General features: G+C 67.6%; 16 protein-coding genes. 6 read left to right on the forward strand and 10 right to left on the reverse strand.

Annotated features, from left to right (window positions below):
- Positions 1 to 32 precede the first annotated feature (32 nt).
- The 8 genes from gltB to pilM form a co-directional block, all read right to left on the reverse strand.
- On the reverse strand, positions 33 to 4484 hold the full coding sequence (gltB, locus tag DOM67_RS08095; RefSeq protein WP_110675113.1) for a glutamate synthase large subunit: 4452 nt from the start codon (positions 4482 to 4484) through the stop codon (positions 33 to 35).
- A gap of 740 nt (positions 4485 to 5224) precedes the next feature.
- A complete protein-coding gene (gene aroB, locus DOM67_RS08100; RefSeq protein WP_110675114.1) occupies positions 5225 to 6337 on the reverse strand; it encodes a 3-dehydroquinate synthase in 1113 nt (370 codons plus the stop codon).
- Positions 6338 to 6389: 52 nt separating this feature from the next.
- The gene (gene aroK, locus DOM67_RS08105) at positions 6390 to 6944 is read right to left on the reverse strand and encodes a shikimate kinase AroK (RefSeq protein WP_110675115.1); all 555 of its coding nucleotides are present in this window, start codon (positions 6942 to 6944) and stop codon (positions 6390 to 6392) included.
- Positions 6944 to 9055 carry a type IV pilus secretin PilQ gene (gene pilQ, locus DOM67_RS08110; protein WP_110675116.1) on the reverse strand — a complete coding sequence of 704 codons (2112 nt, stop codon included), beginning with the start codon at positions 9053 to 9055 and terminating at the stop codon, positions 6944 to 6946. The genes aroK and pilQ overlap by 1 nt, the downstream gene beginning before the upstream one ends.
- Positions 9056 to 9135: 80 nt before the next feature.
- Positions 9136 to 9705 (reverse strand): pilus assembly protein PilP, encoded by a 570-nt coding sequence (locus DOM67_RS08115; RefSeq protein ID WP_110675117.1) that lies wholly within the window; start codon positions 9703 to 9705, stop codon positions 9136 to 9138.
- The gene (locus DOM67_RS08120) at positions 9702 to 10373 is read right to left on the reverse strand and encodes a type 4a pilus biogenesis protein PilO (RefSeq protein ID WP_110675118.1); all 672 of its coding nucleotides are present in this window, start codon (positions 10371 to 10373) and stop codon (positions 9702 to 9704) included. The genes DOM67_RS08115 and DOM67_RS08120 overlap by 4 nt, the downstream gene beginning before the upstream one ends.
- Positions 10370 to 10948 (reverse strand): PilN domain-containing protein, encoded by a 579-nt coding sequence (locus DOM67_RS08125; RefSeq protein WP_110675119.1) that lies wholly within the window; start codon positions 10946 to 10948, stop codon positions 10370 to 10372. Before DOM67_RS08125 ends, DOM67_RS08120 begins: the two co-directional genes overlap by 4 nt.
- Positions 10945 to 12003 (reverse strand): type IV pilus assembly protein PilM, encoded by a 1059-nt coding sequence (gene pilM / locus DOM67_RS08130; RefSeq protein ID WP_110675120.1) that lies wholly within the window; start codon positions 12001 to 12003, stop codon positions 10945 to 10947. The genes DOM67_RS08125 and pilM overlap by 4 nt, the downstream gene beginning before the upstream one ends.
- 290 nt (positions 12004 to 12293) lie before the next feature.
- On the opposite strand from pilM, the gene DOM67_RS08135 reads away from it, so the two are divergent.
- Both DOM67_RS08135 and DOM67_RS08140 read left to right on the forward strand, forming a co-directional pair.
- Positions 12294 to 14816, forward strand: coding sequence for a penicillin-binding protein 1A (locus DOM67_RS08135; protein WP_110675121.1), 2523 nt, complete (start codon positions 12294 to 12296; stop codon positions 14814 to 14816).
- 128 nt (positions 14817 to 14944) lie between these two features.
- Positions 14945 to 15697 carry a DUF481 domain-containing protein gene (locus tag DOM67_RS08140; protein WP_110675122.1) on the forward strand — a complete coding sequence of 251 codons (753 nt, stop codon included), beginning with the start codon at positions 14945 to 14947 and terminating at the stop codon, positions 15695 to 15697.
- Positions 15698 to 15849: 152 nt separating this feature from the next.
- Here DOM67_RS08140 and DOM67_RS08145 read toward each other — a convergent pair whose 3' ends face one another.
- Positions 15850 to 17118, reverse strand: coding sequence for a malic enzyme-like NAD(P)-binding protein (locus DOM67_RS08145; protein WP_110675123.1), 1269 nt, complete (start codon positions 17116 to 17118; stop codon positions 15850 to 15852).
- Positions 17119 to 17660: 542 nt separating this feature from the next.
- Positions 17661 to 17876, reverse strand: a complete 216-nt coding sequence (gene rpmE / locus DOM67_RS08150) for a 50S ribosomal protein L31 (protein ID WP_035475666.1) — start codon at positions 17874 to 17876, stop codon at positions 17661 to 17663.
- Between the two features lie 210 nt (positions 17877 to 18086).
- Here rpmE and DOM67_RS08155 point away from each other — a divergent pair, with 210 nt between their 5' ends.
- The 4 genes from DOM67_RS08155 (at position 18087) to hslV (ending at position 23944) form a co-directional block, all read left to right on the forward strand.
- The gene (locus DOM67_RS08155; RefSeq protein WP_198651759.1) at positions 18087 to 20336 is read left to right on the forward strand and encodes a primosomal protein N'; all 2250 of its coding nucleotides are present in this window, start codon (positions 18087 to 18089) and stop codon (positions 20334 to 20336) included.
- A 228-nt stretch (positions 20337 to 20564) separates the two neighbouring features.
- Positions 20565 to 22250, forward strand: a complete 1686-nt coding sequence (gene argS / locus DOM67_RS08160) for an arginine--tRNA ligase (RefSeq protein ID WP_110675124.1) — start codon at positions 20565 to 20567, stop codon at positions 22248 to 22250.
- A 3-nt stretch (positions 22251 to 22253) separates the two neighbouring features.
- Positions 22254 to 22937 (forward strand): SPOR domain-containing protein, encoded by a 684-nt coding sequence (locus DOM67_RS08165; protein ID WP_110675125.1) that lies wholly within the window; start codon positions 22254 to 22256, stop codon positions 22935 to 22937.
- Between the two features lie 488 nt (positions 22938 to 23425).
- Positions 23426 to 23944, forward strand: coding sequence for an ATP-dependent protease subunit HslV (gene hslV / locus DOM67_RS08175; protein ID WP_110675126.1), 519 nt, complete (start codon positions 23426 to 23428; stop codon positions 23942 to 23944).
- Positions 23945 to 23976 lie beyond the last annotated feature (32 nt).

Here is a 23976-nt window from a genome sequence, read left to right on the forward strand (position 1 = left end):
GCTGCATCACTCGGGCTGACGCCGCTTCTTATTTATTCCGGCTGGCGCCTGGATTGGGCCAGCAGGCCGTTGAGGCTCGCAGCCTTGGGCTTGACCAGCCAGAAGTGGCGGATGAAGTCGGAGAAGTCCTCGAGGATCTCGCGCCCCCGTTGGGAACCGGTCTCCGCCACGTACTCGGTGATCACCTCGCGCAGATGGCGGCGGTAGGCCTCCATCGACTCGGTGTTGATGCGGTGGATCTCCACCAGCTCATGGTTGTAACGATCGACGAAGCCGCGATCCTCGTCGAGCACATAGGCGAAGCCACCGGTCATGCCCGCACCGAAGTTGATGCCGGTCTTGCCCAGCACGCAGACCAGGCCCCCGGTCATGTACTCGCAGCAGTGATCGCCCGCGCCCTCGATCACCGCGTGGGTGCCGGAGTTGCGCACACCGAAGCGCTCGCCGGCCATGCCCGCGGCGAACAGCTTGCCGCCGGTGGCGCCGTAGAGGCAGGTGTTGCCGATGATCGCCGTCTCGTGGCTCTTGAAGCGGCTGGCCCGCGGCGGCGTGATCACCACCTTGCCGCCGTTCATGCCCTTGCCGACGTAGTCGTTGGCGTCACCCTCCAGGTAGAGATACAGACCGCGGGCGTTCCACACCCCGAAGCTCTGCCCCGCCACCCCGGTGAAGCGCACCGTGATCGGCGCATCCTCGAGCCCCGCCTCGCCGTAGCGCTTGGCGATCTCGCCGGAGACCCGTGCCGCCACCGAGCGGTCGCAGTTGGTGATCTGGAAGGTGAACTCGCCGCCGGACTTGGCCTCGATCGCGCCGATCAGGGCGTCGTAGAGCTCCTGGTTCTTGGCGCCGGGGTCGTGCGGCACGTTGCGGCTGACCTGGCAGAACTGCGGCGCGTCCGCGGGGACGAAATCGTTGGCCAGCAGCGGGGTCAGGTCGAGCTTGCGCTGTGCCGGTGTCTCGCCCTCGAGACGTTCGAGCAGATCGGTGCGTCCGATCAGGTCGGTGAGCTTGCGCACTCCGAGCAGCGCCATCAGCTCGCGCACCTCTTCGGCGATGAAGCGGAAGTAGTGCTTGACCATATCGACGGTGCCGCGGAAGTGCTCGTCACGCAGCTCCTGGTGCTGGGTGGCGACACCGGTGGCGCAGTTGTTCAAATGGCAGATCTTGAGGTACTTGCAGCCCAGCGCGACCATTGGCGCGGTGCCGAAGCCGAAGCTCTCGGCGCCGAGGATCGCCGCCTTGACCACGTCGAGGCCCGTCTTGAGCCCACCGTCGGTCTGCAGCCGGATCTTGTCGCGCAGGCCATTGATGCGCAGCGCCTGGTGCACCTCGGGCAGGCCCAGCTCCCACGGGCTGCCGGCGTGGCGGATCGAGGTGATCGGGCTCGCCGCGGTGCCGCCGTCATAGCCGGAGACGGTGATCAGGTCGGCGTAGGCCTTGGCCACCCCGGTGGCGATGGTGCCGATGCCCGGCTCGGAGACCAGCTTGACCGAGACCTGGGCCGCCGGGTTGACCTGTTTGAGGTCGAAGATCAGCTGCGCCAGATCCTCGATCGAATAGATGTCGTGGTGCGGCGGCGGCGAGATCAGGGTCACGCCGGGCACCGCGTAGCGCAGCCGCGCGATCATCTCGTTGACCTTGCCACCGGGCAGCTGACCGCCCTCGCCGGGCTTGGCGCCCTGGGCGACCTTGATCTGCAGCACCTCGGCATTGACCAGATAGGCCGGGGTGACGCCGAAGCGCCCTGAGGCGATCTGCTTGATCTTGGAGGAGCGGATGGTGCCGTAGCGCGCCGGATCCTCGCCACCTTCACCCGAGTTGGAGCGCCCGCCGGTCTCGTTCATCGCCTGGGCCAGCGCCTCGTGGGCCTCCGGCGAGAGTGCCCCGAGCGACATGCCGGCGCTGTCGAAGCGCGGCAGCAGCGCCTCGACCGGCTCCACCTCGTCGAGGGGCAGCGGTTCAGGGGCCGGCTTGAGCGCGAGCAGATCGCGCACCGTAGCCACCGGGCGCTCGTTGACCAGCCGTGCAAACGCCTTCCACTGGGTGTAATCCCCCTGCTGCACCGCCTGCTGCAGCTTCATCACCACATCCGGGTTGTAGGCGTGGTACTCGTGACCATGCACGAACTTGACCAACCCACCCTGCTTGAGCCCCTTGCGCGGAATCCAGGCGTCGCGGGCGGAGAGCTCCTGCTGCATCTGCAGCTCGCTGAAGCCGGTGCCCTCGATCCGCGACATCATCCCGGCGAAGCAGGTCTGCATCACCTCGCTGCCCAGGCCCACCGCCTCGAACAGCTGCGAGCCGCGGTAGGAGGAGATCTGCGAAATGCCCATCTTCGACAGAATCTTGTAGAGCCCCTTCTGCATACCCTTGCGATAGTTCTCGCGGGCATCCGCCGGGTTGCCCACCAGCTCACCGGTGCGGTGCATGTCCGCCATCACCTGATAGGCCAGGTAGGGGTAGATCGCGGTGGCGCCGACACCGAAGAACACCGCCATCTGATGGGCATCACGGGCGTAGCCGGTCTCGACCACCAGATTGACCCGCGGACGCAGCGCCAGCCGGGCCAGATGGTGGTGCACCGCACCGGTGGCGAGCAGCGACTGAATCGGCAGCTTGCCCTGTTCCAGCTCGGCATCCGACAGCACCAGCAGCACCTTGCCATCGCGGGCGGCCTGCTCCGCACGCTGGCACAGCGTGTGCAGCGCCTGACGCAGCGTGGTGGTCTCGGGATCGTAGTGCAGCGGCAGACGCACCGGCGCGAACGCCGGGTCATCCTGCTCGACGAGCGCGGTGAACTTGCGCGGCGACAGGATCGGCGTGGTCAGGATCAGCCGGTTGGCGTGCTCCGGGGTCGCCTCGAAGACATTGAGCTCGGCCCCGCAGCAAGTCTCCAGCGACATCACGATCGCCTCGCGCAGCGGGTCGATCGGCGGATTGGTGACCTGGGCGAACTTCTGGCGGAAGAAGTCGGTGAGCAGGCGATTATGACGCGACAGCACCGCCATCGGCGTGTCGTCGCCCATCGACCCCACCGCCTCCTGGCCGCTTTCGGCCAGCGGACGCAGCAGCTGGTCGCGCTCCTCGTTGGTGACCGAGAACATCTTCTGATAGACGTTGAGCTCGTCGAGGGGCATCGGCTGGAAGCGCGCCAGCTCGGTCAGCGCCGACTCGAGATAGTGGGCGTGCTCCTTGAGCCAGCGCTTGTAGGGATAGGCCGACTTGAGCCGCTGGTCGATATCGTCGGTGTGCAGCACCTCACCGGTCTCGGTATCGACCGCCAGGATCTGCCCCGGGCCCACGCGCCCCTTGGCCACCACCGATTCGGGCGCGTAGTTCCATACCCCGATCTCGGAGGAAAGAGTGATATAGCCGTTGTCGGTGATCACCCAGCGCGCCGGACGCAGACCGTTGCGGTCGAGCATGCACACCGCATGGCGGCCCTCGGTCATGACGATGCCGGCAGGACCGTCCCACGCCTCCATGTGCATGGAGTTGTACTCGTAGAAGGCGCGCAGGTCGCCATCCATGGTCTCCACGTTCTGCCACGCCGGCGGCACCATCATGCGCACCGCGTTGTAGAGGTCCATGCCGCCGGTGAGCAGCACCTCGAGCATGTTGTCCATGCTCGACGAGTCGGAACCGGTGGTGTTGACGATCTCGTCGAGGCCCTCGATATCCGGCAACAGGGGGCTGACGAAGTTGGCCTTGCGCGCATTGGCCCAGCTGCGGTTGGCCTCGATGGTGTTGATCTCGCCGTTGTGCGCCATGAAGCGGAACGGCTGCGCCAGCGGCCAGCGCGGGGCGGTATTGGTGGAGAAGCGCTGGTGGAAGACGCAGATCGCCGTCTCCAGCCGCGGATCGCCCAGATCCTGGAAGAAGGTGGGCAGATCGGCGGGCATCATCAGGCCCTTGTAGGAGACCACCTTGGACGACAGCGAGCAGACGTAGAACTCCTCGTCGCCGCGCAGCGCCTGCTCGGCCAGACGCCGCGCCATGAACAGCTCGACGTTGAAGGCGGCATCCGACTGCGAAGGGTCGCCCTCGACGAACACCTGGCGGATGCGCGGCAGGCAGTCGAGTGCCATCGGACCGCACACGCTGGGATCGGTGGGCACGTCGCGCCAGCCCTTGACCGCCAGGCCGCGGGCCTCGAGTTCGCGCTCGAGCACCTGGCGTGCCTCGGCTTCGCGGGCATCGTCATCGGCGAAGAACACGCAACCGACGGCGAAGCGCTCGCCCAGCGCCACGCCCAGCGCCTCCTGCGCCACTTCGCGCATGAAGCCGACCGGCATCTTGAGCAACAGTCCGCAGCCGTCGCCGGTCTTGCCGTCGGCGGCGATACCGCCACGGTGGGTCATGCACGTCAACGACTCGATCGCCGTCTCGAGCAGATCGTGACTGGCCTGCCCCTCCATGTGCGCAATCAGTCCGAAGCCGCAGTTGTCGCGGAATTCGCCGGGCTGGTGAAGACCTCTCATCATGGGCGTGCCTCACAGAACAAGGGAACTTGCGTTCGGTAAAATACAGGGAGATAATATAAGGTTTGTTGTTATTTCCGACTGCTCTAACTGTCGGCTTTCAGCGCCACCTCGCTGCGACGCTGGCGCCGTGGAACGGCGTCAAAAGGCCGCCCAGAATAGCCACTCCCCCGCCGCAACGCAATCGCGCGCCGCCCCACCCTCTGCGATAAAACCATTGAAAATCGAGGACTTATATTTATAACTAAAAAAATTACCTGACAGCTCAACGGCTTAGAGAGGCATCTTCGACTAAAGTCTAAATACTAGCCTCGACACGCATCGACACACACGAATCACCCCCTCACCCCATGCCGATACGACATACTTCATGCCAATTGCATGCATGACCCCACCCTGAGACTGCCGTCGCGATGCTACCCACCAGATCGCGGGTACGCAGCAGGGCGAACACGCCCGTCAGGGAGAGGGCCGGTCAGCGCGGTGACAGCGATAAGGATAGCGCAGCGAAGAAGACAGCCTGGCGGAAGCGCGCGCCGGCGGGGCCACAGGCACACCCTGGGCGCGACGTCTTGGGAATGATGTCTTGGGAGCGACGCCGCGGCGTGAGGCGCGCCACGGCGTCGCTCTCCGGCACGGCAGATGGGCCTACGCCCGCCCCAGTCGGAAAGACGCCGATGGCACCGCCACGGCGGGCATGGCGACCACCGCACGGGCGGGATATTCGGCGGCGTGGCGCCCGCTCAGGCGCGGGGGAAACGCTCGATCAGGCGTTCGAGCATGGCCGGATCGGTGTCGTCATGGATCGCGGCGCGCCCCAGCGCCTCGAGCAGGATCAGCCGCAGGCGGCTGTCGAGATTCTTCTTGTCCAGACGCATGCGCTCGAGGAAGTCATCGACACCCATGGCGGCGGGCGCCACCCGCGGCAGCCCCGCCGCCGCCAGCACCGCTCCGATACGCTCGACCTCGGCGCCGGTGAGCCAGCCGCGCTCGGCCGACAGTGCCGCGGCCATGGCCATGCCGGCACCCACTGCCTCGCCATGCAGCCAGTTGCCGTAACCCTGGTGCGCCTCGATGGCGTGACCGAAGGTGTGGCCGAGATTGAGCAGCGCACGCACGCCCTGCTCGGTCTCGTCCTCGGCGACGATCTCCGCCTTGATCTCGCAGCTGCGGCGAATGGCGTGGCGGATCGCGGCGGCGTCCAGCGCGCGCAGGGCTGGCATTTCGCGCTCGAGCCAGTCGAGAAAGGCAGCATCCCAGATCAGGCCGTACTTGATCACCTCGGCCAGCCCCGCCGAAAGCTCGCGCTCGGGCAGCGTCGCCAGGGTCTGGGTATCGATCAGCACCGCACGCGGCTGCCAGAAGGCGCCGATCATGTTCTTGCCGCGCGGATGGTTGACCCCGGTCTTGCCCCCCACCGAGGAGTCGACCTGGGCCAGCAGCGTGGTCGGCACCTGGATGAAGGCGACCCCGCGCTGGTAGCTCGCCGCGGCGTAGCCGGCCATGTCGCCGATGACCCCACCGCCGAGGGCGACGAGGGTGCAGCGGCGGTTGAAGCCGGCCGCCAGCAGCGCATCCCAGATGCGCTCCACCGAGGCCAGGGTCTTGGTCGCCTCGCCGTCGGGCAGGATCACCTCGCACACCTCGAGATCGGCCCCGCTCAGGGTGTGACGAAGCCGGTCGAGATAGTGCGGGGCGACGGTCGCGTTGGTGACGATCATCACCTGGCGCCCGGCCAGATAGGGCAGCAGGCAGCCCGGATCGTCGAGCAGCCCGGCGCCGATATGGATGGGGTAGGTGCGCTCGCCGAGCGCGACACTCAGTGACTCCATGGCGGCGGAAGGAGACTGCGTCATGACGGGTGACCCTTGTACGAGTGAGCGAAGTGGCGCGCCTGCCGTGGTACGACTAGCGCGGCGGCGAGGCCCCGGCCTGAAGCGGCTGGTTGAGCCGCGTGACCCGACGCACGATATCCGCCACCACGCTTTTGGGGCTGCGGCGGTCGGTGCGCACGACGAGATCGGCGGTGGCACGATAGAGCGGATCGCGCAGCGCGAAAAGGTCGCGCAGCACCTGCTCGGGGTTGGCGCTGCGCAGCAGCGGGCGGTTGCGGTCGCGCGCGGTGCGCCGGATCTGCTGCTCGACCGTGGTCGCCAGATAGATCACGGTACCGCGCTCGCGCAGGTACTGGCGATTGAGCTCGCGCATCACCGCGCCGCCGCCGGTGGCCATCACCACCTCGCTGCGCTGGGTCAGCTCGTCGATCATCGCCGTCTCGCGGTCACGGAACCCCTGCTCGCCCTCGACATCGAAAATCCACGGGATATTCGCCCCGCATCGCGCCTCGATCTGATGGTCGCTATCCAGGAATTCGCGCTGCAATTCGGCCGCCAGAAGGCGGCCGATAGTGCTTTTGCCGGCCCCCATGGGGCCGATGAGAAAAAGATTGGGAAGCGACCGCATCAGCGAATGGCCAGTCTGTCCTCGATGATCTTGGGCGTAATGAAGATCAGCAATTCTACCTTTTCATTGCTCTCCTGGGTATAGCGGAACAGCTGCCCGAGCACCGGGATGTCACCAAGGAAGGGCGTCTTGAACAGCGTATGCAGCTGCTCCGAGGTGAGGATACCGCCAAGCACCACGGTTTCGCCGTTGTCGACCAGCACCTGGGTCTGGATCTCGTTGGTGTCGATCGCCGGCGCGCCATCGAAGCGGGTGTTCGAGATATTGTCGTTGTTGACCCGCAGATCCATGATGATGCGGTCATCCGGGGTGATCTGCGGGGTCACCTCCAGCGACAGCACCGCCTCCTTGAACTCGGTGGTGGTGGCGCCGCTGGAGGACGCCTCCTGGTAGGGCACCTCCTGCCCCTGCTTGATCACCGCGGTGCGCTGGTTGGCGGTGATCACCTTGGGCTGGGAGATGGTCTGGCTCTTGCCCTCGCTCTCCAGCGCGCGCAGCTCCAGATCGATCAGCACGTCACCGGAGAGATAGCCGAAGCTGAAGGCGCTGGCGGGTTGGGTGGCGTTGCCCAGATCGACCGCCAGGCCGCCGCCGTAGGACTGAGGATCATTGCTGGTGGAGGGCACGCTGGAGGGGTCGCCATCGGCGGCACCGCTCAGATTGAGGCGCCCCCCGGCCGGCGACGACATGCCCCAGTTGACGCCCAGCTCACGGGTGGCGCTGTCACGGGCGATGACGATACGCGCCTCGATCTGGACCTGACGCACAGGAATGTCGAGCTGATCGATGGTACGCCGGATCGCCTCCAGTTGATCGCGGGTGTCCTGCAGGATCAGAGTGTTGGTGCGCACATCGACGGTCACCCGGCCGCGATCCGACATCAGTCCCACGCCCTCGCCGCCGCGCAGCAGTCCGGCCAGGGTGTCCGCCTTGGCGTAGCGGATCGGCACGAACTCGGTGACCAGCGGCGCCAGCTGCTGCGACTGCTCACGGCTCTCCAGAGTCTGGCGCTGCAGGCTGGCCAGCTCGCCGGCCGGCGCCACCACCATCACGTCGCCGGTACGCCGCGCCGCCAGGCCGCGGCTCTGCAACACCAGGTCGAGCGCCTGATCCCAGGGCACGTCGACCAGATTGAGAGTGACGTTGCCCTGGACGCTATCGCTGGCGACGACATTGAGCCCGGAGACCTGGGCGATGATCGAGAGCACGTCGCGTACCGGGATGTCCTGGAAGTCGAGGGTCACCGGCTTGCCGCTGTAGCTCGGTGCCGCAGCGCCGGCACTGACGCTGGACGTACCGCCCCCCTCCTCCTTTTGCGGCGCGAGCTCCAGACGCAGCTCGCGCCCCTGCTGGGTCACCAGCGGCTCCATCGCCCGCGTCGCGCTGATCTCGAAGCGCACGCCGTCGGCATCGCGCCGCGGCACGATGCGCGTCACCGCGGTGCCGAAGTCGCTCACGTCCAGGGTCTGGTACTGGGCATCCGGCAGCACCACCCCGGGTAGCGTCAGGGTGATCCGGCGCCCACCCCCGGAGACCGAGGCTGCCACCCCGGGCCGGTCGAGGGTCACCAGCAGCTCACCGTGGTCGGTGTCGCTGCGGCGAAAGTCGAGCGCCGCCACCCGCGGCTGGCGGCTGGCGGCAGCGGCGGTGCGGCCCACGCCCGGTGCTTCGCGCCCGGCTTCGGCGACGAATCCCGGTGTCGCCGCCTCGGCGCTCGCCGCCGGCGCAGCCCCCAGATGCACCAGCAGACGACCCGACTGGCGCTCCAGTCGATAGTCGCTCGCCCCGTCGAGGGCGAACACCAGCCGCGTGCGCCCTTCGCCGGCCAGCACGCGCAGCGACTCGACCCCGCCACTGCCGACCGCGAAGCGACGCTTCGCCAGCGCGCTGGTGGTGTCGAGCAGATCCAGTGCCAGCCGCGGCGGCGCGGCGGTACGGTAGCCGCGCACCTCCGGCACCCCACCGGCGAAGCGTAGCTCGACGTCGAGACGTCCGGGGCCACGCTCGGTGAAGTTCACCGCCGTCAGGCTCGACCCCGCCCAGGCCGGCGCGGCCAGCCCCAGCAGCAGCCAGGCCAGCAGCCCGCTCACCCACCTGAATCGACATGCCATGCTCGTTCTCCTGCTGATCTGCTTGGGGCCATCGCCGCGGCGGTTGGCGCTGGTCGACTTTTCAGACAGCACCCGGGCCCTCATCCCGAATTCTGCGGCGAGGCGGCGGCCTGTTCGCTGGTCGCGGCCAGGCTCAATTGGCGAGTACGCTCGCGCCACGCCCCCTGGGTGTCGCGCACGCGCTCCACCAGGCTCAGGCTGCGCCGCGTGATCTTCACGATGTGCCCCTGATCGCGTCCCAGATAGTCGCCGACGAAGACCCGGTAGAGGCGCCCGTCCGGCGCCCGGATCAGGCCCGACGGGGTCACGCCGACGCTGAGCGTGCCCACCAGTGCGAGATTCTCCAGCGCAAACGCCTCGAGCGGCTGACGCTCGCGCTGCACCCGGGGCTCGGCCGGCGGCACCAGCGCCTCGAGAGTTTTCCCGGCGGGGGCGAAGGGGCTACGCATGGTGCTGCCGTGATAGGCCGCCACCGCATAGCGGGGCATCTCCGGCAGCGCCGCGATCTTGCCCTCCGGCTTGTGGCGCAGCGCCTGCAGCCGCTGCTCGAGCGTGTCCAGGTGGGCATCGCTGCAGCCGGCCAGCAGGGCAGCACAGGCCAGCGCCAGCCCCAGGCGTGCGTGTCCACGCCCCCGTCCACCCCACGTCATGAGCCGGCCCCCGTGTCGGTAGCGTCATCCGCCTCGCGATAGCGGTAGGTCTTGGCCAGCATCTTCAGGCGCAGCGTGGGTGAGTCCGCCACCGGGGCCAGCGTGAAGTCGTGCAGGGTGACGATACGCGGCATGCTGGCGACCTCGGCCAGGAAAGCGGCGATCTGGTGATAGCCGCCACGCACCTGAATATCGAACGGCTGCTCGAAGACGAACTCGCTCGCCACCGCCGGCTGGAGCTTGATGCTGTCGATGTTCAACTGCTGTTCGCGGGCGGCATCGCTGATCGCATCCAGCAGCGCAGGCACCTCGGCGTCACTCGGCAGCTGCTCGAGCACGCGCTGCATGCGCGCCTTCAGCTCGCTCATCTGCTGGCGCATCATCGGCAGATTGACCGCCTGGTAGGAGAGCGTCTCGAAGCGCGAGAGCGCCTGTGTCTCCTGCGCCACCAGACGCGCGTGCTGGGCCCGCGGCGATGACGCCAGCAGCCACTGCATGAGCAGCAAAGCCAGCGTGAATGCCGTCAGCGCGATCAGCGCCTGCAGGCTGGTGGGCCAGGTTCCCGCTTCCTTGAGGTCGAGCTCACGCCAGGGCAGCTCACGCAGCTGACGCGCCTGATCCTGCACCCAGCCCCGCAGACGCTCGCGGCACCGCCGAAGCGACCTCATGGCGTCGACTCCGCGGGTTCGCCGGAGGCATCCACCGCCGGCTGCTCCTCGACGCTCATCTGGAAGCGCCGCGGTGCATCGGCACCGTTGCCGGCGCTGACATCGGAGAGCAGCGGTACGCCCAGCGCCGGGCTCGCCGCGAGACGCCGCATCTGCTCGGAGACCTGGCGGTTGGAGGCGGCCACACCGTCGAGCTCGAGCGTATGGTCGTGGCGCACCAGCTGGGTGTAGTGGACGCCATCGACCAGGGTGGCGGTGAGCTGATCGAACACCTCGACGGTGAGCGGCCGGCTCGCCTGCAGCGTGCCGATCAGGTCGATCTGCTCGAGCATGCGCTCGCGCAGGTGGCGAAAGTCGCGCACCGACTCGATGTCCCGGGTCAACTGCTGGGTATGGCGCTCGATCATCCCCAGCCGAGCCTGCTCCGCACGCACCAGCGCCTGCTCGTGCAGGTCGATCAGCCAGCCGGCGAGCAGCCCCAGCAGCAGCGCCAGCAGCACGCCCCGCTGAAAGCGCCGGGTGCGCTGCTGGCGCTGGCGCTCACGCCATGGCAGCAGATTGATCTCGACACTCATGCACGCACCCGCATGGCCAGGCCGCAGGCGGTGAGCATTGCCGGCGCATCGGCGGCCAGGGCATCGACATCGAGGCGCGGATGCACGCGCATGCCGCCGAACGGGTTGGCCAGCGTCGCCTCCAGCCCGCTCTGGGCGCGCAGCCGATCGACGAAGCCCGGCAGCACGCAGGAACCGCCGGCGAGCACCAGTTGGCGGATCTCCTGCTGGCCGGCGGCGGTATAGTAGAGCTGCAGCGAACGCCCGATGTGCTGGATCAGGGTATCGATGAAGGGGGTCAGCACCTGCTGGCGATAGTCATCCGGAAGGCCCCCGCGCTTCTTGGCCCGCCCCGCCTCCTCGAAGCTGATGCGGTAGCGGCGACTGATGGCGTCGGTGAGTTGGCGCCCGCCGCACAGGTTGTCGCGGCTGTAGACGATGCGGCCGCCCTTGAGCACATGGAAGGCGCACAGGTTGGCGCCGATATCGACCAGCGCCACGGCGTCGGCGTCGGGCGTGTCGAACTGGCTCGCCATATCGCCCCACATGCGCTCCAGTGCGAACCCCTCGACATCCACCGCCACCGCTTCGAGACCCGCCTCGGACAAGGTCGCGGTGAGCAGTTCGATATCCTGCACCCGACAGGCCACCAGCATCACCTCCTGCTGGTCGTCGTAGCGCCGATGGCGTCCCAGTCGCTGGAAGTCGAAGGCGACCTCGTTGAGCGGAAAGGGGACGTACTTCTCCGACTCCATCTGGATGCGCGCCTCGATATCCTCGTCGCTGAGCGAGGCGGGCAGCGTCAGCTTGCGCGTGATCGCCGCCGAGTTGGGCACCGCCACCACCGCCCGGCGCGACTTGAGCCGGCCGTGCTCGACCGCCCGCTTGAGGGTATCGACGACCTCGCGCTGATCGCGGATACGCCGCTCCACCACCGCCCCCTCGCGTAGCGGGCGCACGGCATAGCTATCGATGCGCAGGCGCCCGGCGTGGCGTTCCAGCTCGAGCAGCTTGACCGTGGCGGAGGTGATATCGACCCCGACCAGACCTCTCTGGGATCGTTTCAGGCGTAACACTTCAGGGACCTTTTCGGGCGCAACACTGTCCTACCTCGCCATGAAACCCATTAGCGGGACGCGAAAATGGGGGACGCGATCATCCTAATCCCGTTTAACGGCGGGCCGGCGGCCGACTTGAGACATTTCGTTACACAGATTGCGCGCTGCTTGCAGGAACAGAGGGGGTGGAAACTGGCCCCGATTCGGTCGCGTCCATATAATGCCCGCTGGTTCGACATCCTCAAGGCCAGGGATGGCTGACGCGCGACCGGCCGCACCGACCTCCGTCAAGGAATTGCACTCTGCCCATGAAGCTCTTTACCCGCCTACTGTCCACGGCCTTCTGGCTGCTGCTCTCGCTCGGTGCCGGCGCCCTGCTGGCAGTGGTCGGTGCCGCGCTCTACTTCGCCCCGGGCCTGCCGGATGTCCACCAGCTGCAGAACTACGAACTGCAGACACCGCTGCGCATCTATACCGAGGATGGCAAGCTGATCGGCGAGTACGGCGAGGAGCGCCGTATGCCGGTGAGCTTCGACCAGATTCCCAAGCCGCTGATCGACGCCCTGCTGGCGGCCGAGGATGCCAGCTTCTTCACCCACCCCGGGGTCGATCCCAAGGGGCTGGCGCGCGCCGCCCTGGAGCTCGCCTCCAGCGGCGGCATCCAGTCCGGGGGCAGCACCATCACCATGCAGGTGGCGCGTAACTATCTGCTGACGCTCGATCAGACCTTCACCCGCAAGATTCGCGAGATCCTGCTGGCGCTGCAGATGGAGCAGATCCTGAGCAAGGACGATATCCTCGAGCTCTACGTCAACAAGATCTATCTGGGCAACCGCTCCTACGGCGTCGCCGCCGCCGCCAACACCTACTACGGCAAGCCTCTGAACGAGCTGACCCTGCCGCAGTACGCGATGATCGCCGGCCTGCCCAAGGCGCCCTCCAGCTTCAACCCGCTGGCCAACCCGGAGCGCGCGCTGATCCGCCGCAACTGGATCCTCTACCGCATGCGCGATCTCGGCTATATCGATCAGGCCGCCTACGACAAGGCGGTCAAGGCGCCGATCACCGCCAGCCGGCACATCGCCCAGACCGAGGTCGACGCCCCCTACGTCGCCGAGATGGCGCGCAGCTATGCGGTCGAGCGCTTTGGCGACAAGGCCTATACCGACAACATCCGCATCACCACCACCCTCGACAGCCGGCTGCAGACCGACGCCCGCGACGCCCTGGTACAAGGGCTGATCGACTACGACACCCGCCACGGCTGGCGCGGGCCGGAGGAGAAGGACGTCCCGCCGAGTCTGGTCGAGGCCCAGGACCGCACCGAACGCAAGGGCCTGGAGGAGGAGCTGTCGGAGTCCCCCGAGGTGATCCAGACCGCGCGCCAGGCGGCCCAGAGCAGCCAGGCCACGATCCAGGGCGTCGAGGGTGACGTCAGCAACTGGCTCAAGGTCCTCGAGCGCACGCCGGCCTATGGCCCGCTGCAGCCGGCCATCGTGGTCTCCACCGAAGGCAAGCAGATGCGCGTGCTCGATGCCGACGGCAAGGTGATCACCCTCGACTGGGATGGCCTCAAGTGGGCGCGGGAGTACCACAGTGCCAAGTGGCGCGGCGGCGTGCCGGCCAATGCCGCGGCGATCGCCAGCCGCGGGGATCTGGTGCGTATCCTGCGCGATGGCGATCACTGGCGTCTGGGCCAGCGCCCGGGCGCCGAGGGCGCGATCGTGGTGCTCGACCCCAAGACCGGCGCGATCGAGGCACTCCAGGGCGGTTTCAGCTTCTCCGCCAGCAAGTTCAACCGCGCCATCCAGGCCCAGCGCCAGGTCGGCTCCAACTTCAAGCCGTTCGTCTATCTGGCCGCGCTGGAAGAGGGCGGCATGACCGCGGCGACCATCATCAACGATGCCCCCATCGTGATGGAGCAGTTCGGCGCCGACGACTGGCGCCCAGAGAACGCCGAGCAGCGCTTCCTCGGCCCCACCCGGCTGCGCGTGGGCCTCTACACCTCGCGCAACCTGGTGACGATTCGCGTGCTGCAGTCGCTGGGGCTCGACAATGCGCTCAACTTCCTCGAGCGCTTCGGCTTCTCCCGCGACCGCCTGCCCCACGGCCTGTCGCTGGCGCTGGGTAGCGCCTCGCTGACGCCGCTGGAGATCGCCAACGCCTACGCGGTCCTGGCCAACGGCGGCTTCCAGGTGTCGCCCTGGTACATCGACAAGATCACCCAGGGCAGCCACAACACCGTGGTCGAGGAGGCCAACCCGCTGGTCGCCTGCCGCGACTGCGCCGCCGATGCCACCCAGACCGAGGTCGACGGCGAGCCGCGCCGCATCGCACCCCGGGTGGTCGAGCCGGATGCGCTCTATATCCTGCGCAGCATCCTGCGCGACGTGATCGAGAAAGGCACCGGACGCGGCGCCCTGTCACTCAACCGCGCCGACATCGTGGGCAAGACCGGCACCACCAACGATCAGCGTGACGCCTGGTTCTCCGGCTTCAACAACTCGCTGGTGACCACCGTCTGGGTGGGCAAGGATGACAACTCGACCACCGCCGAGTATGGCGCCCAGGCCGCGCTGCCGATCTGGAAAGCGTTCATGGGCCCGGCGCTCAAGGGCACGCCGCAGGTGATTCCCGAAGCACCGGCGGACATCGTCACCGTGCGCATCGACCCCGACACCGGCAAGCGCCTGCACGACGACCAGCCCGGCGGCATCAACGAGATCTTCCGCAAGCAGAACGTGCCCGACTACCAGCCCCGCGGCATCAAGCCGGAGCTGGAAGACCAGAGTGGCTCCCAGGGCACCGGCACCTATGAGGCGATCTTCTGAAGCGCCTCGGGCGGCGCTCCCGCCGCCCCGCCGTCTGCCCCGCCACGCTCGCCGTGGCGGCCCTCGGGCCGGGACCGGGGTTCCGTTCCGGCGCCATCGTTCGTCGCCCCCACGCGGAGAGAGATGCCATGCCCTTGCCCCGCTGCCGCTGGCTGCTGCTCGCCACCTGCCTGCTGGCCTCGAGCGCACCCGCCGATCTGTTCTACGCGCCGCCGGCACCCGACGACGACACGCCCAACTTCAGCGGTAGTGCGGAACTCGGCTATACCCGCCTGACCGGCAACAGCAACACCCAGACGCTGCTGGCCAAGGGGCGCCTGACCTGGCTGACCGGGCGTTTCACCCACACCTTCCGCGCCGAAACGCGCAGCGTGCAGGACAACGAGAACACCACCAGCGAGCAGTATCTGGTTGCCGGACGCGAGCGCTACGAGCTGAGCGACGACAACTATCTGTTCGGCTTCGCCCGCTGGGAACGCGACCGCTTCAGCGGCTACGACTGGCAGTTCACCACCATCGGCGGCTACGGACGTCAACTGCTCAACGGCCCCACCCACACCCTCTCCGCCGAAGTCGGCCCCGGCTATCGCCACGACGACTACGCCGACAAGAGCAAGGGCAGCGACGACCTGCCGCTGGCCTACTCGGCACTCGACTACACCTACAACTTCAGCGAGGACATCTCCTTCGATCAGGAGATGTCGGTGGAAGCGACCCATATCAGCGTGACCACGCGTTCGCTTTCGACCATCACCTCGCAGCTCAACTCGCACCTGGCGCTGCGTGTCGCTTACGACGTCAAGAGCAACACCCATCCACCGCCGGATGCCGACGCCCGCACCGACACCACCACCTCGGTCTCGCTGCTGTATAGCTGGTGAGTGTATGGCTGGTGAGCACGGCGGACGCCGCAACCACACCACGCTGACATACCCGGCGACCGCCGGTTCTCACGGATACCCCAAACGCAACTGCCGCCCCGAAGGGCGGCAGTCGTGTCATTCAGAACGCCACGGCGATCGCGCTCAATCGCTCAACCGTAGATCTCCTTGACGCTCTTCAGCGGATAGTGCGCCGGATAGGGCTTGCACGCCACGCCACTGTCGATGGCGGCCTGGGCCACGGCCGCCGGGATGCGCTCGAGCAGGCGCGAGTCCACCGGCGTGGGGATGATGTAGCCGCGACCGAAGGAGAGCGCATCGAGCTCGTAGGCGTCGAGCACCTCCTGGGTCACCGGCTCCCGTGCCAGATCCTTGAGCGCATGCACCGCGGCGATCTTCATCGCTTCGTTGATCGTGGTGGCGCGCACGTCGAGTGCGCCACGGAAGATGAACGGAAAGCCGAGGACGTTGTTGACCTGGTTGGGGTAGTCGGAGCGTCCCGTTCCCATGATCACGTCGCTGCGGGTCTGGCGAGCCAGATCCGGGTGGATCTCCGGGTCCGGGTTGGAGCAGGCGAACACCACCGGGTCGGCGGCCATCCGGCTGAGCTGCTCGGCACTGAACAGGTTGGGGCCGGAGAGGCCGACGAAGACATCCGCCCCTTCGATGGCGTCATCCAGGGTGCGGCACTCGGTCGGGGTGGCGAACTGCGCCTTGTATTCATTGAGGTCGTCACGCCCGGCATGGATCACGCCCTTGCGGTCGAGCATGTAGATGTTCTCGGCGCGGGCACCGCACTCCAGCAGCAGCTTCATGCAGGCGATCGCCGCGGACCCGGCGCCGAGACACACGATGCGCGCCGCATCCAGGGTCTTGCCGGCGATGTCGAGGGCGTTGAGCAGCCCCGCCGCCGTGACGATGGCGGTACCGTGCTGGTCGTCGTGAAATACCGGAATGTTGCAGCGCGCCTTGAGCGCGGCTTCGATCTCGAAGCACTCCGGGGCCTTGATGTCCTCGAGATTGATCCCGCCCCAGCTCAGCGCGATGTTGGCGACGGTATCGATGAACTCCTGCGGCGAATCCGCCTCGACCTCGATATCCACCGAGTTGATGCCGGCAAAGCGCTTGAACAGCACGCCCTTGCCCTCCATCACCGGCTTGCTCGCCAACGGCCCCAGATTGCCCAGCCCCAGAATGGCACTACCGTCGGACACCACGGCGACCAGGTTGCCCTTGCCGGTGTAGAGATAGGCATCCTCGGGGTTGGCGGCGATCTCGCGACACGGCTCGGCGACCCCCGGGCTGTAGGCCAGCGCCAGATGCTTGGCGGTCTGCGTCGGCTTGGTCAGCTCGACCGAGAGCTTCCCCGGAAAAGGCTTGGCGTGGTAGTCGAGCGCAGCCTGGCGCTTGTCGTCACTCATGGGCTTTTTCTCGTCTTCAGATCATTGGGTGGCGCCAGACTAACGGAAAACCCCGCCCCGGACAACGCGAACACGTTGATGGAGCTTGGCGACCATTGAATACTTTTTTGCCTCATATCGCAGCCATTTGCTGCAACTTATACCTGAGCGACCAACCATAGAGCATCCCTTATTACGACGTGTACACGCTATCCGCTTGCCATGCAGGAGAGTCGGCTCCGGGAAGGACGCGGTCCCAGCTGGGGGAAGAAAGATAAGAAACAGAAAGAAGATAAGAGGGAGAAGCGCGCGTGGCACCTGAAGAGACGCGGGCGCGATAGTGCAGTAGAAACGCTGATGACCGGCACCGTGACGCCAGGATCAGGATCGGCACGGCGGCAGCGGAGACGGCGAGCGGTCGGCTCAGAGCGGCCAGAGGGGTGAAGGCAGGGTTCGCAAGGGCCAGAACGACAATGCCCCGGCCAGGGCCGGGGCATTGTTTTCGGTCAGCGACGTTTTCGGTCAGCAACCGGGCCGAGCGCGAACGCCCGGCGGGACGTCGTTCAGCCGCGACGTACGGCAGCACCGAAGCGCTTGTTGAAGCGCTCGACGCGACCACCGGTGGTCGCCTGCTTCTGCTTGCCGGTGTAGAACGGGTGGCACTGGGAGCAGACGTCGATATGGAAATCTTCGCTCGCCGTGGTACCGACGCTATGGGTCGCACCGCAGGAACACGTCGCGGTGACCTTCTTGTATTCGGGGTGAATAGCCTGTTTCATCGTGAAGCCTCGCTGGCAGTGTACCGCCACCTGATCGTTTGCCAGGCACCGTACACGGATAGGGATTAGCGGTTGACTCCCGCGCGACCGGAACGCCTGGAATCCCGAAGTCTCGCGGCACCGGACTTGCCCGGCGGCGCCACCTCGGATAAAAGACGCACCCTACGTCGGAAGGCGCAGCATTCTAGCACTGTTCTGAATGGAGGCCAATTGGCAGATTTCAAGCCCGACGCCGCAGCGCCGGCCACGCAGGCGCGCGTGCTGCGGGTCGCCGTACCTACCCCGCTGCGACGACTGTTCGACTACCGCCCCGCTGGTGCCCCACCGGCCGGTGGCTGGCGCGCGGGCATCCGGGTCAAGGTCCCCTTCGGGCGCCGCGAGCTGGTGGGCATCGTCATCGCCTGCGCCGCCGAGAGCGACTTGCCACTGGCCCAGCTCAAGCCGATCGTCGCCTGCCTCGACGCCGAACCGCTGCCGGCGGACTGGCTGTGGCTGTGCGAGTTCACCGCGCGCTACTACCAGCATGCGCTGGGCGACACCCTGCACAACGCCCTGCCGGTACCGCTGCGCCAGGGTCGCCCGCTGGAAGCGCGCACCCGCGAACGCTGGCGTCTGGAGACCGCGGAGACGACGGCGCTGGAAAAGCTCGGCCGCGCGCCGCGCCAGCGCGAGCTGGTCACCCTGCTCGCCCAGCATCGCCACGGCCTGGTCACCAGCGCGGTCAGCGCCCAGGGCTTCACCCGGGCCCAGCTGCAGGGCCTCACCCGGCGCGGTCTGGTCAGCTGCCACGAAGAGCCACTGACCGCGGCGGCGGCACTGTCGGGGCCGCTGCTGGCGACCCCGGCGCTGACCCTCAACCGCGAGCAGGCAGCGGCGCTGGCGGCACTGCACGAAGGGCTCGATCGCTACCACCCCTGCCTGCTCCACGGCGTCACCGGCAGCGGCAAGACCGAGGTCTATCTGCAGTTGATCGAAGCCGTGCTCGGCCAGGGCAAGCAGGCGCTGGTGCTGGTACCGGAGATCGGTCTCACCCCGCAGACCCTGGCGCGCTTTCGCAAGCGCTTCCGGGTGCCGGTGGTGGCACTGCACTCCGGGCTCACCGACCTCGAGCGCCTGGACGCCTGGGAGGCCGCGCGCAGCGGCCGCGCGCCGGTGGTCATCGGCACCCGCTCGGCGATCTTCACGCCGCTGGCAAGGCCCGGGGCGATCATCGTCGACGAGGAGCACGACGGCTCGTTCAAGCAGCAGGATGGCCTGCGCTACCACGCCCGCGATCTCGCCATCGCCCGCGCCCACCGCGAGGGCATCCCGATCCTGCTGGGCAGCGCCACACCATCGCTGGAGAGCCTGGCCCAGGCGCGCAGCGGGCGCTACCGCCATCTGCGTCTGACCACCCGCGCCAGCCGCCACGCCTCGGCGCGGCTGGAGCTGACCGACCTGCGCGGGCGCGTGCGCCAGGGCGGGCTGATCCCGCCGGTGATCGAGGCGATCCGTCAGGCCCTCGCGGCGGAGGGGCAGGTGCTGGTGTTCATCAATCGGCGCGGCTTCTCACCCTCGCTGGCCTGCCATCAGTGCGGCTGGATCGCCGAGTGCCGTCACTGCGACTCGCGCCTCACCCTGCACCGCCAGCCGCCGCGCCTGGTGTGCCACCACTGCGAGCACCAGCAGCCGCAGCCGGACGCCTGCCCCAGCTGCGGCAGCGCCGATCTGCGCCCCCTCGGCGCCGGCACCGAGCGCACCGAGGAGACGCTGGCGACACTGTTTCCCCAGACCCCGATCTATCGCATCGATCGCGACAGCACCCGGCGCAAGGAGGCGCTCGACCAGGTGCTCGGCGAAATCCGCCGCGGCGAGCCGAGCCTGCTGGTCGGCACCCAGATGCTGGCCAAGGGCCACCATCTACCCCACGTCACGCTGGTGGTGGTGGTCAATGCCGACGCCGGGCTCTATGCCAGCGATTTCCGCGCTCTGGAGCAGAGCGCCCAGTTGCTGATCCAGGTCGCCGGGCGCGCCGGCCGCGCCGAGCGCCCCGGCCGCGTACTGGTGCAGACGCTGCACCCGGACGACCCCAACCTGCGCCTGCTGGCGGACAGCGGCTACGATGCCCTTGCCTACCAGCTACTGGAGGAGCGCCGCCTGGCCGCGCTGCCGCCCTACCGCCACCTGGCACTGGCGCGCTTCGAGGCGGTCAAGGAGGACGATGCCCAGGCCACGGCCGATGCCGCCGGCGAGGCGCTGCGCGAGTGGCTGGCCGCGCGCGGCTCGCCGGTGCACGCCCTGGGCCCGGTGCCGGCGCCCATGGAGCGGCGCCAGAACCGCTACCATGTGCAGCTGATGCTCAGCGCCGAGCGCCGCAGTGCGCTGCACGAGGCCGCCGCCTGGCTAGTCACGCGGCTGGAGCAGGAGAGCTCGCGCCGGGTGCGCTGGTCGCTGGACGTCGACCCGATGACGCTGAGTTGAGGGCGGACCGCGCCAGGGTTTAAAGCCTGTGCGCAATCATCGATAATGGCGGCCCTTTTTCCGCGTCGCGACGGCCAGGGAAACACGGCATGAATGCCTGCGCGAGCGAACCGCTCGCCGATTCATTCAGCGCTTCCCCAACGTCGCGGTGTATTCCGCAGCCGAATTCCCGCGCCAGCCCGGGTGACGATGCCCCGGGCGACAGGCCCCACGACTACGAAGCAGGCCATGAAAGAGACGATTATCCAACTGCTCGACGACGCCGTCGCGACACTCAAACAGCGCGGCGAGCTGCCGGCCGACGCCAATCCGGCGATCAAGGTCGACCCGGCCCGTGACAAGGCCCACGGTGACTACGCCACCAACCTCGCGCTGGTGCTGGCCAAGCCGGCCGGCCTCAAGCCGCGCGAGCTGGCCGACAAGCTGGTCGCGGCGCTGCCGGCGAGCGACGCCGTGCGTCAGGTGGAGATCGCCGGGCCCGGATTCATCAACTTCTTCGCCGCCACCGACGCCATCGCCGGTGTGGTCAGTGCCATCCTCGACGCCGGCGACACCTTCGGTCGCAGCCTCAAGGGTGCCGGCGAGAAGGTGCAGGTGGAGTTCGTCTCGGCCAACCCCACCGGCCCGCTGCACGTCGGCCACGGCCGCGGTGCGGCGATCGGCGACTGCTTGAGCCGCCTGCTCGAGGCCACCGGTTTTGATGTCACCTCGGAGTTCTACTACAACGACGCCGGGGCTCAGATCGACAACCTGATGCGCTCGGTCAAGGCGCGCGTCCACGGGTTCACCCCGGAGGATGCCGAGTGGCCGGAGGACGGCTACCGCGGTGACTATATCGCCGACGTCGCCACGGCCTACCTGGCCGGCGAGACGGTGACCGCCGACGACCGCGAGGTGACCGCTGCCGCCGACCCCGAGGACGAGGCGGCGATCCGCGCCTTTGCCGTGGCCTACCTGCGCCGCGAGCAGGATCTCGACCTCAAGGCGTTCGAGGTCGAGTTCGACGTCTACTTCCTCGAGTCCTCGCTCTACGCCGAGGGTCGCGTGGAGGAGACGGTCGAACAACTGATCGCCAACGGCCACACCTACGAGGCCGACGGCGCCCTGTGGCTGCGCACCACCGCTTTCGGTGACGACAAGGACCGGGTGATGCGCAAGTCCGACGGCAGCTACACCTACTTCGTGCCCGACGTCGCCTACCACCACAACAAGTGGCAGCGCGGCTTCACCCGGGTGATCGACGAACAGGGCGCCGATCACCACTCCACGGTGACCCGGGTGCGCGCCGGGCTACAGGCGCTCGAGGTCGGCATCCCCCAGGGCTGGCCCGACTACGTGCTGCACCAGATGGTGCTGGTGACGCGCTCCGGGGTCGAGGTCAAGCTCTCCAAGCGTGCCGGCAGCTATGTCACCCTGCGCGACCTGATCGACGAGGTCGGCCGTGATGCCACGCGCTATTTCCTCGCCGCACGCCGCGCCGATTCGCAGCTCACCTTCGATATCGACCTGGCCCGTTCGCAGACCAACGACAACCCGGTCTACTACATCCAGTATGCCCACGCCCGGGTGTGCAGCGTGCTGCGCAAGGCCGAGCGTGACGGCCAGGCGTTCGACCACGCCACGGCCATGGCCAACCTGGAGCGCCTCGACGCCGAGCAGGAGAAGGCGCTGATGAACCGCCTGGCACGCTACCCCGATACCGTGGAGCGCGCTGCCGAGGCCCGTGAGCCGCACCAGATCGCCCAGTATCTGATCGATCTGGCGAGCGATTTCCACACCTGCTACAACGCCCAGAAAGTCATGGTCGACGATGCCGGACTGCGCAACGCCCGTCTGGCTCTGGGTCTGGCCGCGCGCCAGGTGATCAGCAATGGATTGGCGCTGCTCGGTGTCAGCGCTCCCGAGGAGATGTAGAGGATGGCCAGACGCCCCGCGCAGAACTCACGTGCCGCGCCCAAGGGCGCGACCACCCGCGCCCGCGCGCGCAACGCCGGCAAAAGCCAGGGGGTCGGCGGTATCCCCGGCTGGCTGTGGGCGATCGCCGGTCTGATCGGCGGTTTCGCGCTGTCGCAGTATCTCGACCACAGCTCGCCGGAACCGGTGGCCGCAGTGGTGCCCAAGCCGGCCAGCCAGTCGAGCAGCAGCGCGGCCAACAGCGGCGCCAGCAGCAGCGAGGGCGGCAAGGCGGGTACCAGCAGCGCCCAGCCGGCCACGCCGACCTTCGAGTTCTACACGCTGCTGCCGGAAACCGAGGTGATCGCGCCGAACAGCAGCAATGGCAGCTCCCCCGAGGTCACCGCCAAGGCCAGCCAGGAGGCGGCCGCCGACGACGCCGCCAACCAGACCAAGCAGCCCGCCGCGACCGGCAGCTACATGCTGCAGGCAGCGTCGTTTCGCGATATCGCCGACGCCGAACGGCTCGCCAACCGGCTCAAGGATTTCGGCCTGCTGGCCAAGATCACCGACGTGCGCGCCAACGGCAACCAGATCTGGCACCGGGTCCAGGTCGGCCCCTATCGCGACACCCGTGAGCTCAATCGGGCCCAGGATCTGATGGTGACTCAGGGTATCGAGCCGCTGATGATCCGGCTGCAGAACTAAGAGGGTGTTTACAAACTGCCTGCGCTCGCCAATACGGCGTTAAAATCGGCCTCAAAATGCTCATTTACCCCGTGTAAACTCCGCTTTTTCGATCGATTTTGCCTTGTCTTGCCTTCGCTCGCCGAATTTGTAAACACCCTCTAAGCACTGCCTGAAAAACAGTGAGCTCGCCTGCCCGGATCGGTCACTCACACCGATCCGGGGTGGCGGGCTCGCTTTCGCCCACCCTTCACTGCGTTGCCCCGCGTTTCCTGCATAGCCGCGTGTTCCCTGCACTGCCTCGATCGACTGCCTGTCGCCTTCGATGGCCCGCTTCGCTTGATTTCCGCCCGCACCGCCCACACCTCTGCCAGCACGGCGCATCGCGATATTGCGATGCCGCGCGTCTTTTTCGGCGCCGTCGGGTGGTTGCCGGCCGCCCGGCCCCCAGCGGTCGCGGCGGATCGTTTCAGATCGGCTCCCGACGGCGCGCCACAAGGAGTAGCTTGATGACCACAATCGTATCCGTGCGCCGTGGCGACCAGGTCGCGCTGGCGGGAGATGGCCAGGTATCGCTGGGCAACACGGTGATGAAAGGCAACGCCAGCAAGGTCCGCCGGCTCTATCGTGGCCAGGTGCTGGCCGGTTTCGCCGGCGGCACCGCCGACGCCTTCACCCTGTTCGAGCGCTTCGAGGCCCAGCTCGAGAAGTACCAGGGCCACCTGACCAAGGCGGCGGTGGAGCTGGCCAAGGAGTGGCGTACCGACCGCGCCCTGCGCCGCCTCGAGGCGATGCTGGCGGTGGCCGACAAGAGCGCTTCACTGATCATCACCGGCAACGGCGACGTGGTCGAGCCGGAGCGCGGCATCATCGCCATCGGCTCCGGCGGGCACTTCGCCCAGGCCTCGGCCCGCGCGCTGCTCGAGAATACCGAGCTCAGCGCCCGCGACATCACCGAGAAGTCGCTCAACATCGCCGCCGACATCTGCGTCTTCACCAATCACCAGATCACGCTCGAAGAGCTGTGATGAGAGCGAATGCCATGACCCAGGATACTTCC

Source organism: Salinicola sp. RZ23 (genome assembly GCF_003206675.1).
GTDB classification, from domain to species: domain Bacteria; phylum Pseudomonadota; class Gammaproteobacteria; order Pseudomonadales; family Halomonadaceae; genus Salinicola; species Salinicola endophyticus.

What these genes read in the sequence shown, in the direction of transcription:
- gltB (WP_110675113.1), bottom strand. Translation starts at nt 4,484, where the DNA reads ATGATGAGAGGTCTTCACCAGCCCGGCGAATTCCGCGACAACTGCGGC.
- aroB (WP_110675114.1), bottom strand. Translation starts at nt 6,337, where the DNA reads ATGACGCAGTCTCCTTCCGCCGCCATGGAGTCACTGAGTGTCGCGCTC.
- aroK (WP_110675115.1), bottom strand. Translation starts at nt 6,944, where the DNA reads ATGCGGTCGCTTCCCAATCTTTTTCTCATCGGCCCCATGGGGGCCGGC.
- pilQ (WP_110675116.1), bottom strand. Translation starts at nt 9,055, where the DNA reads ATGGCATGTCGATTCAGGTGGGTGAGCGGGCTGCTGGCCTGGCTGCTG.
- DOM67_RS08115 (WP_110675117.1), bottom strand. Translation starts at nt 9,705, where the DNA reads ATGACGTGGGGTGGACGGGGGCGTGGACACGCACGCCTGGGGCTGGCG.
- DOM67_RS08120 (WP_110675118.1), bottom strand. Translation starts at nt 10,373, where the DNA reads ATGAGGTCGCTTCGGCGGTGCCGCGAGCGTCTGCGGGGCTGGGTGCAG.
- DOM67_RS08125 (WP_110675119.1), bottom strand. Translation starts at nt 10,948, where the DNA reads ATGAGTGTCGAGATCAATCTGCTGCCATGGCGTGAGCGCCAGCGCCAG.
- DOM67_RS08135 (WP_110675121.1), top strand. Translation starts at nt 12,294, where the DNA reads ATGAAGCTCTTTACCCGCCTACTGTCCACGGCCTTCTGGCTGCTGCTC.
- DOM67_RS08140 (WP_110675122.1), top strand. Translation starts at nt 14,945, where the DNA reads ATGCCCTTGCCCCGCTGCCGCTGGCTGCTGCTCGCCACCTGCCTGCTG.
- DOM67_RS08145 (WP_110675123.1), bottom strand. Translation starts at nt 17,118, where the DNA reads ATGAGTGACGACAAGCGCCAGGCTGCGCTCGACTACCACGCCAAGCCT.
- rpmE (WP_035475666.1), bottom strand. Translation starts at nt 17,876, where the DNA reads ATGAAACAGGCTATTCACCCCGAATACAAGAAGGTCACCGCGACGTGT.
- argS (WP_110675124.1), top strand. Translation starts at nt 20,565, where the DNA reads ATGAAAGAGACGATTATCCAACTGCTCGACGACGCCGTCGCGACACTC.
- DOM67_RS08165 (WP_110675125.1), top strand. Translation starts at nt 22,254, where the DNA reads ATGGCCAGACGCCCCGCGCAGAACTCACGTGCCGCGCCCAAGGGCGCG.
- hslV (WP_110675126.1), top strand. Translation starts at nt 23,426, where the DNA reads ATGACCACAATCGTATCCGTGCGCCGTGGCGACCAGGTCGCGCTGGCG.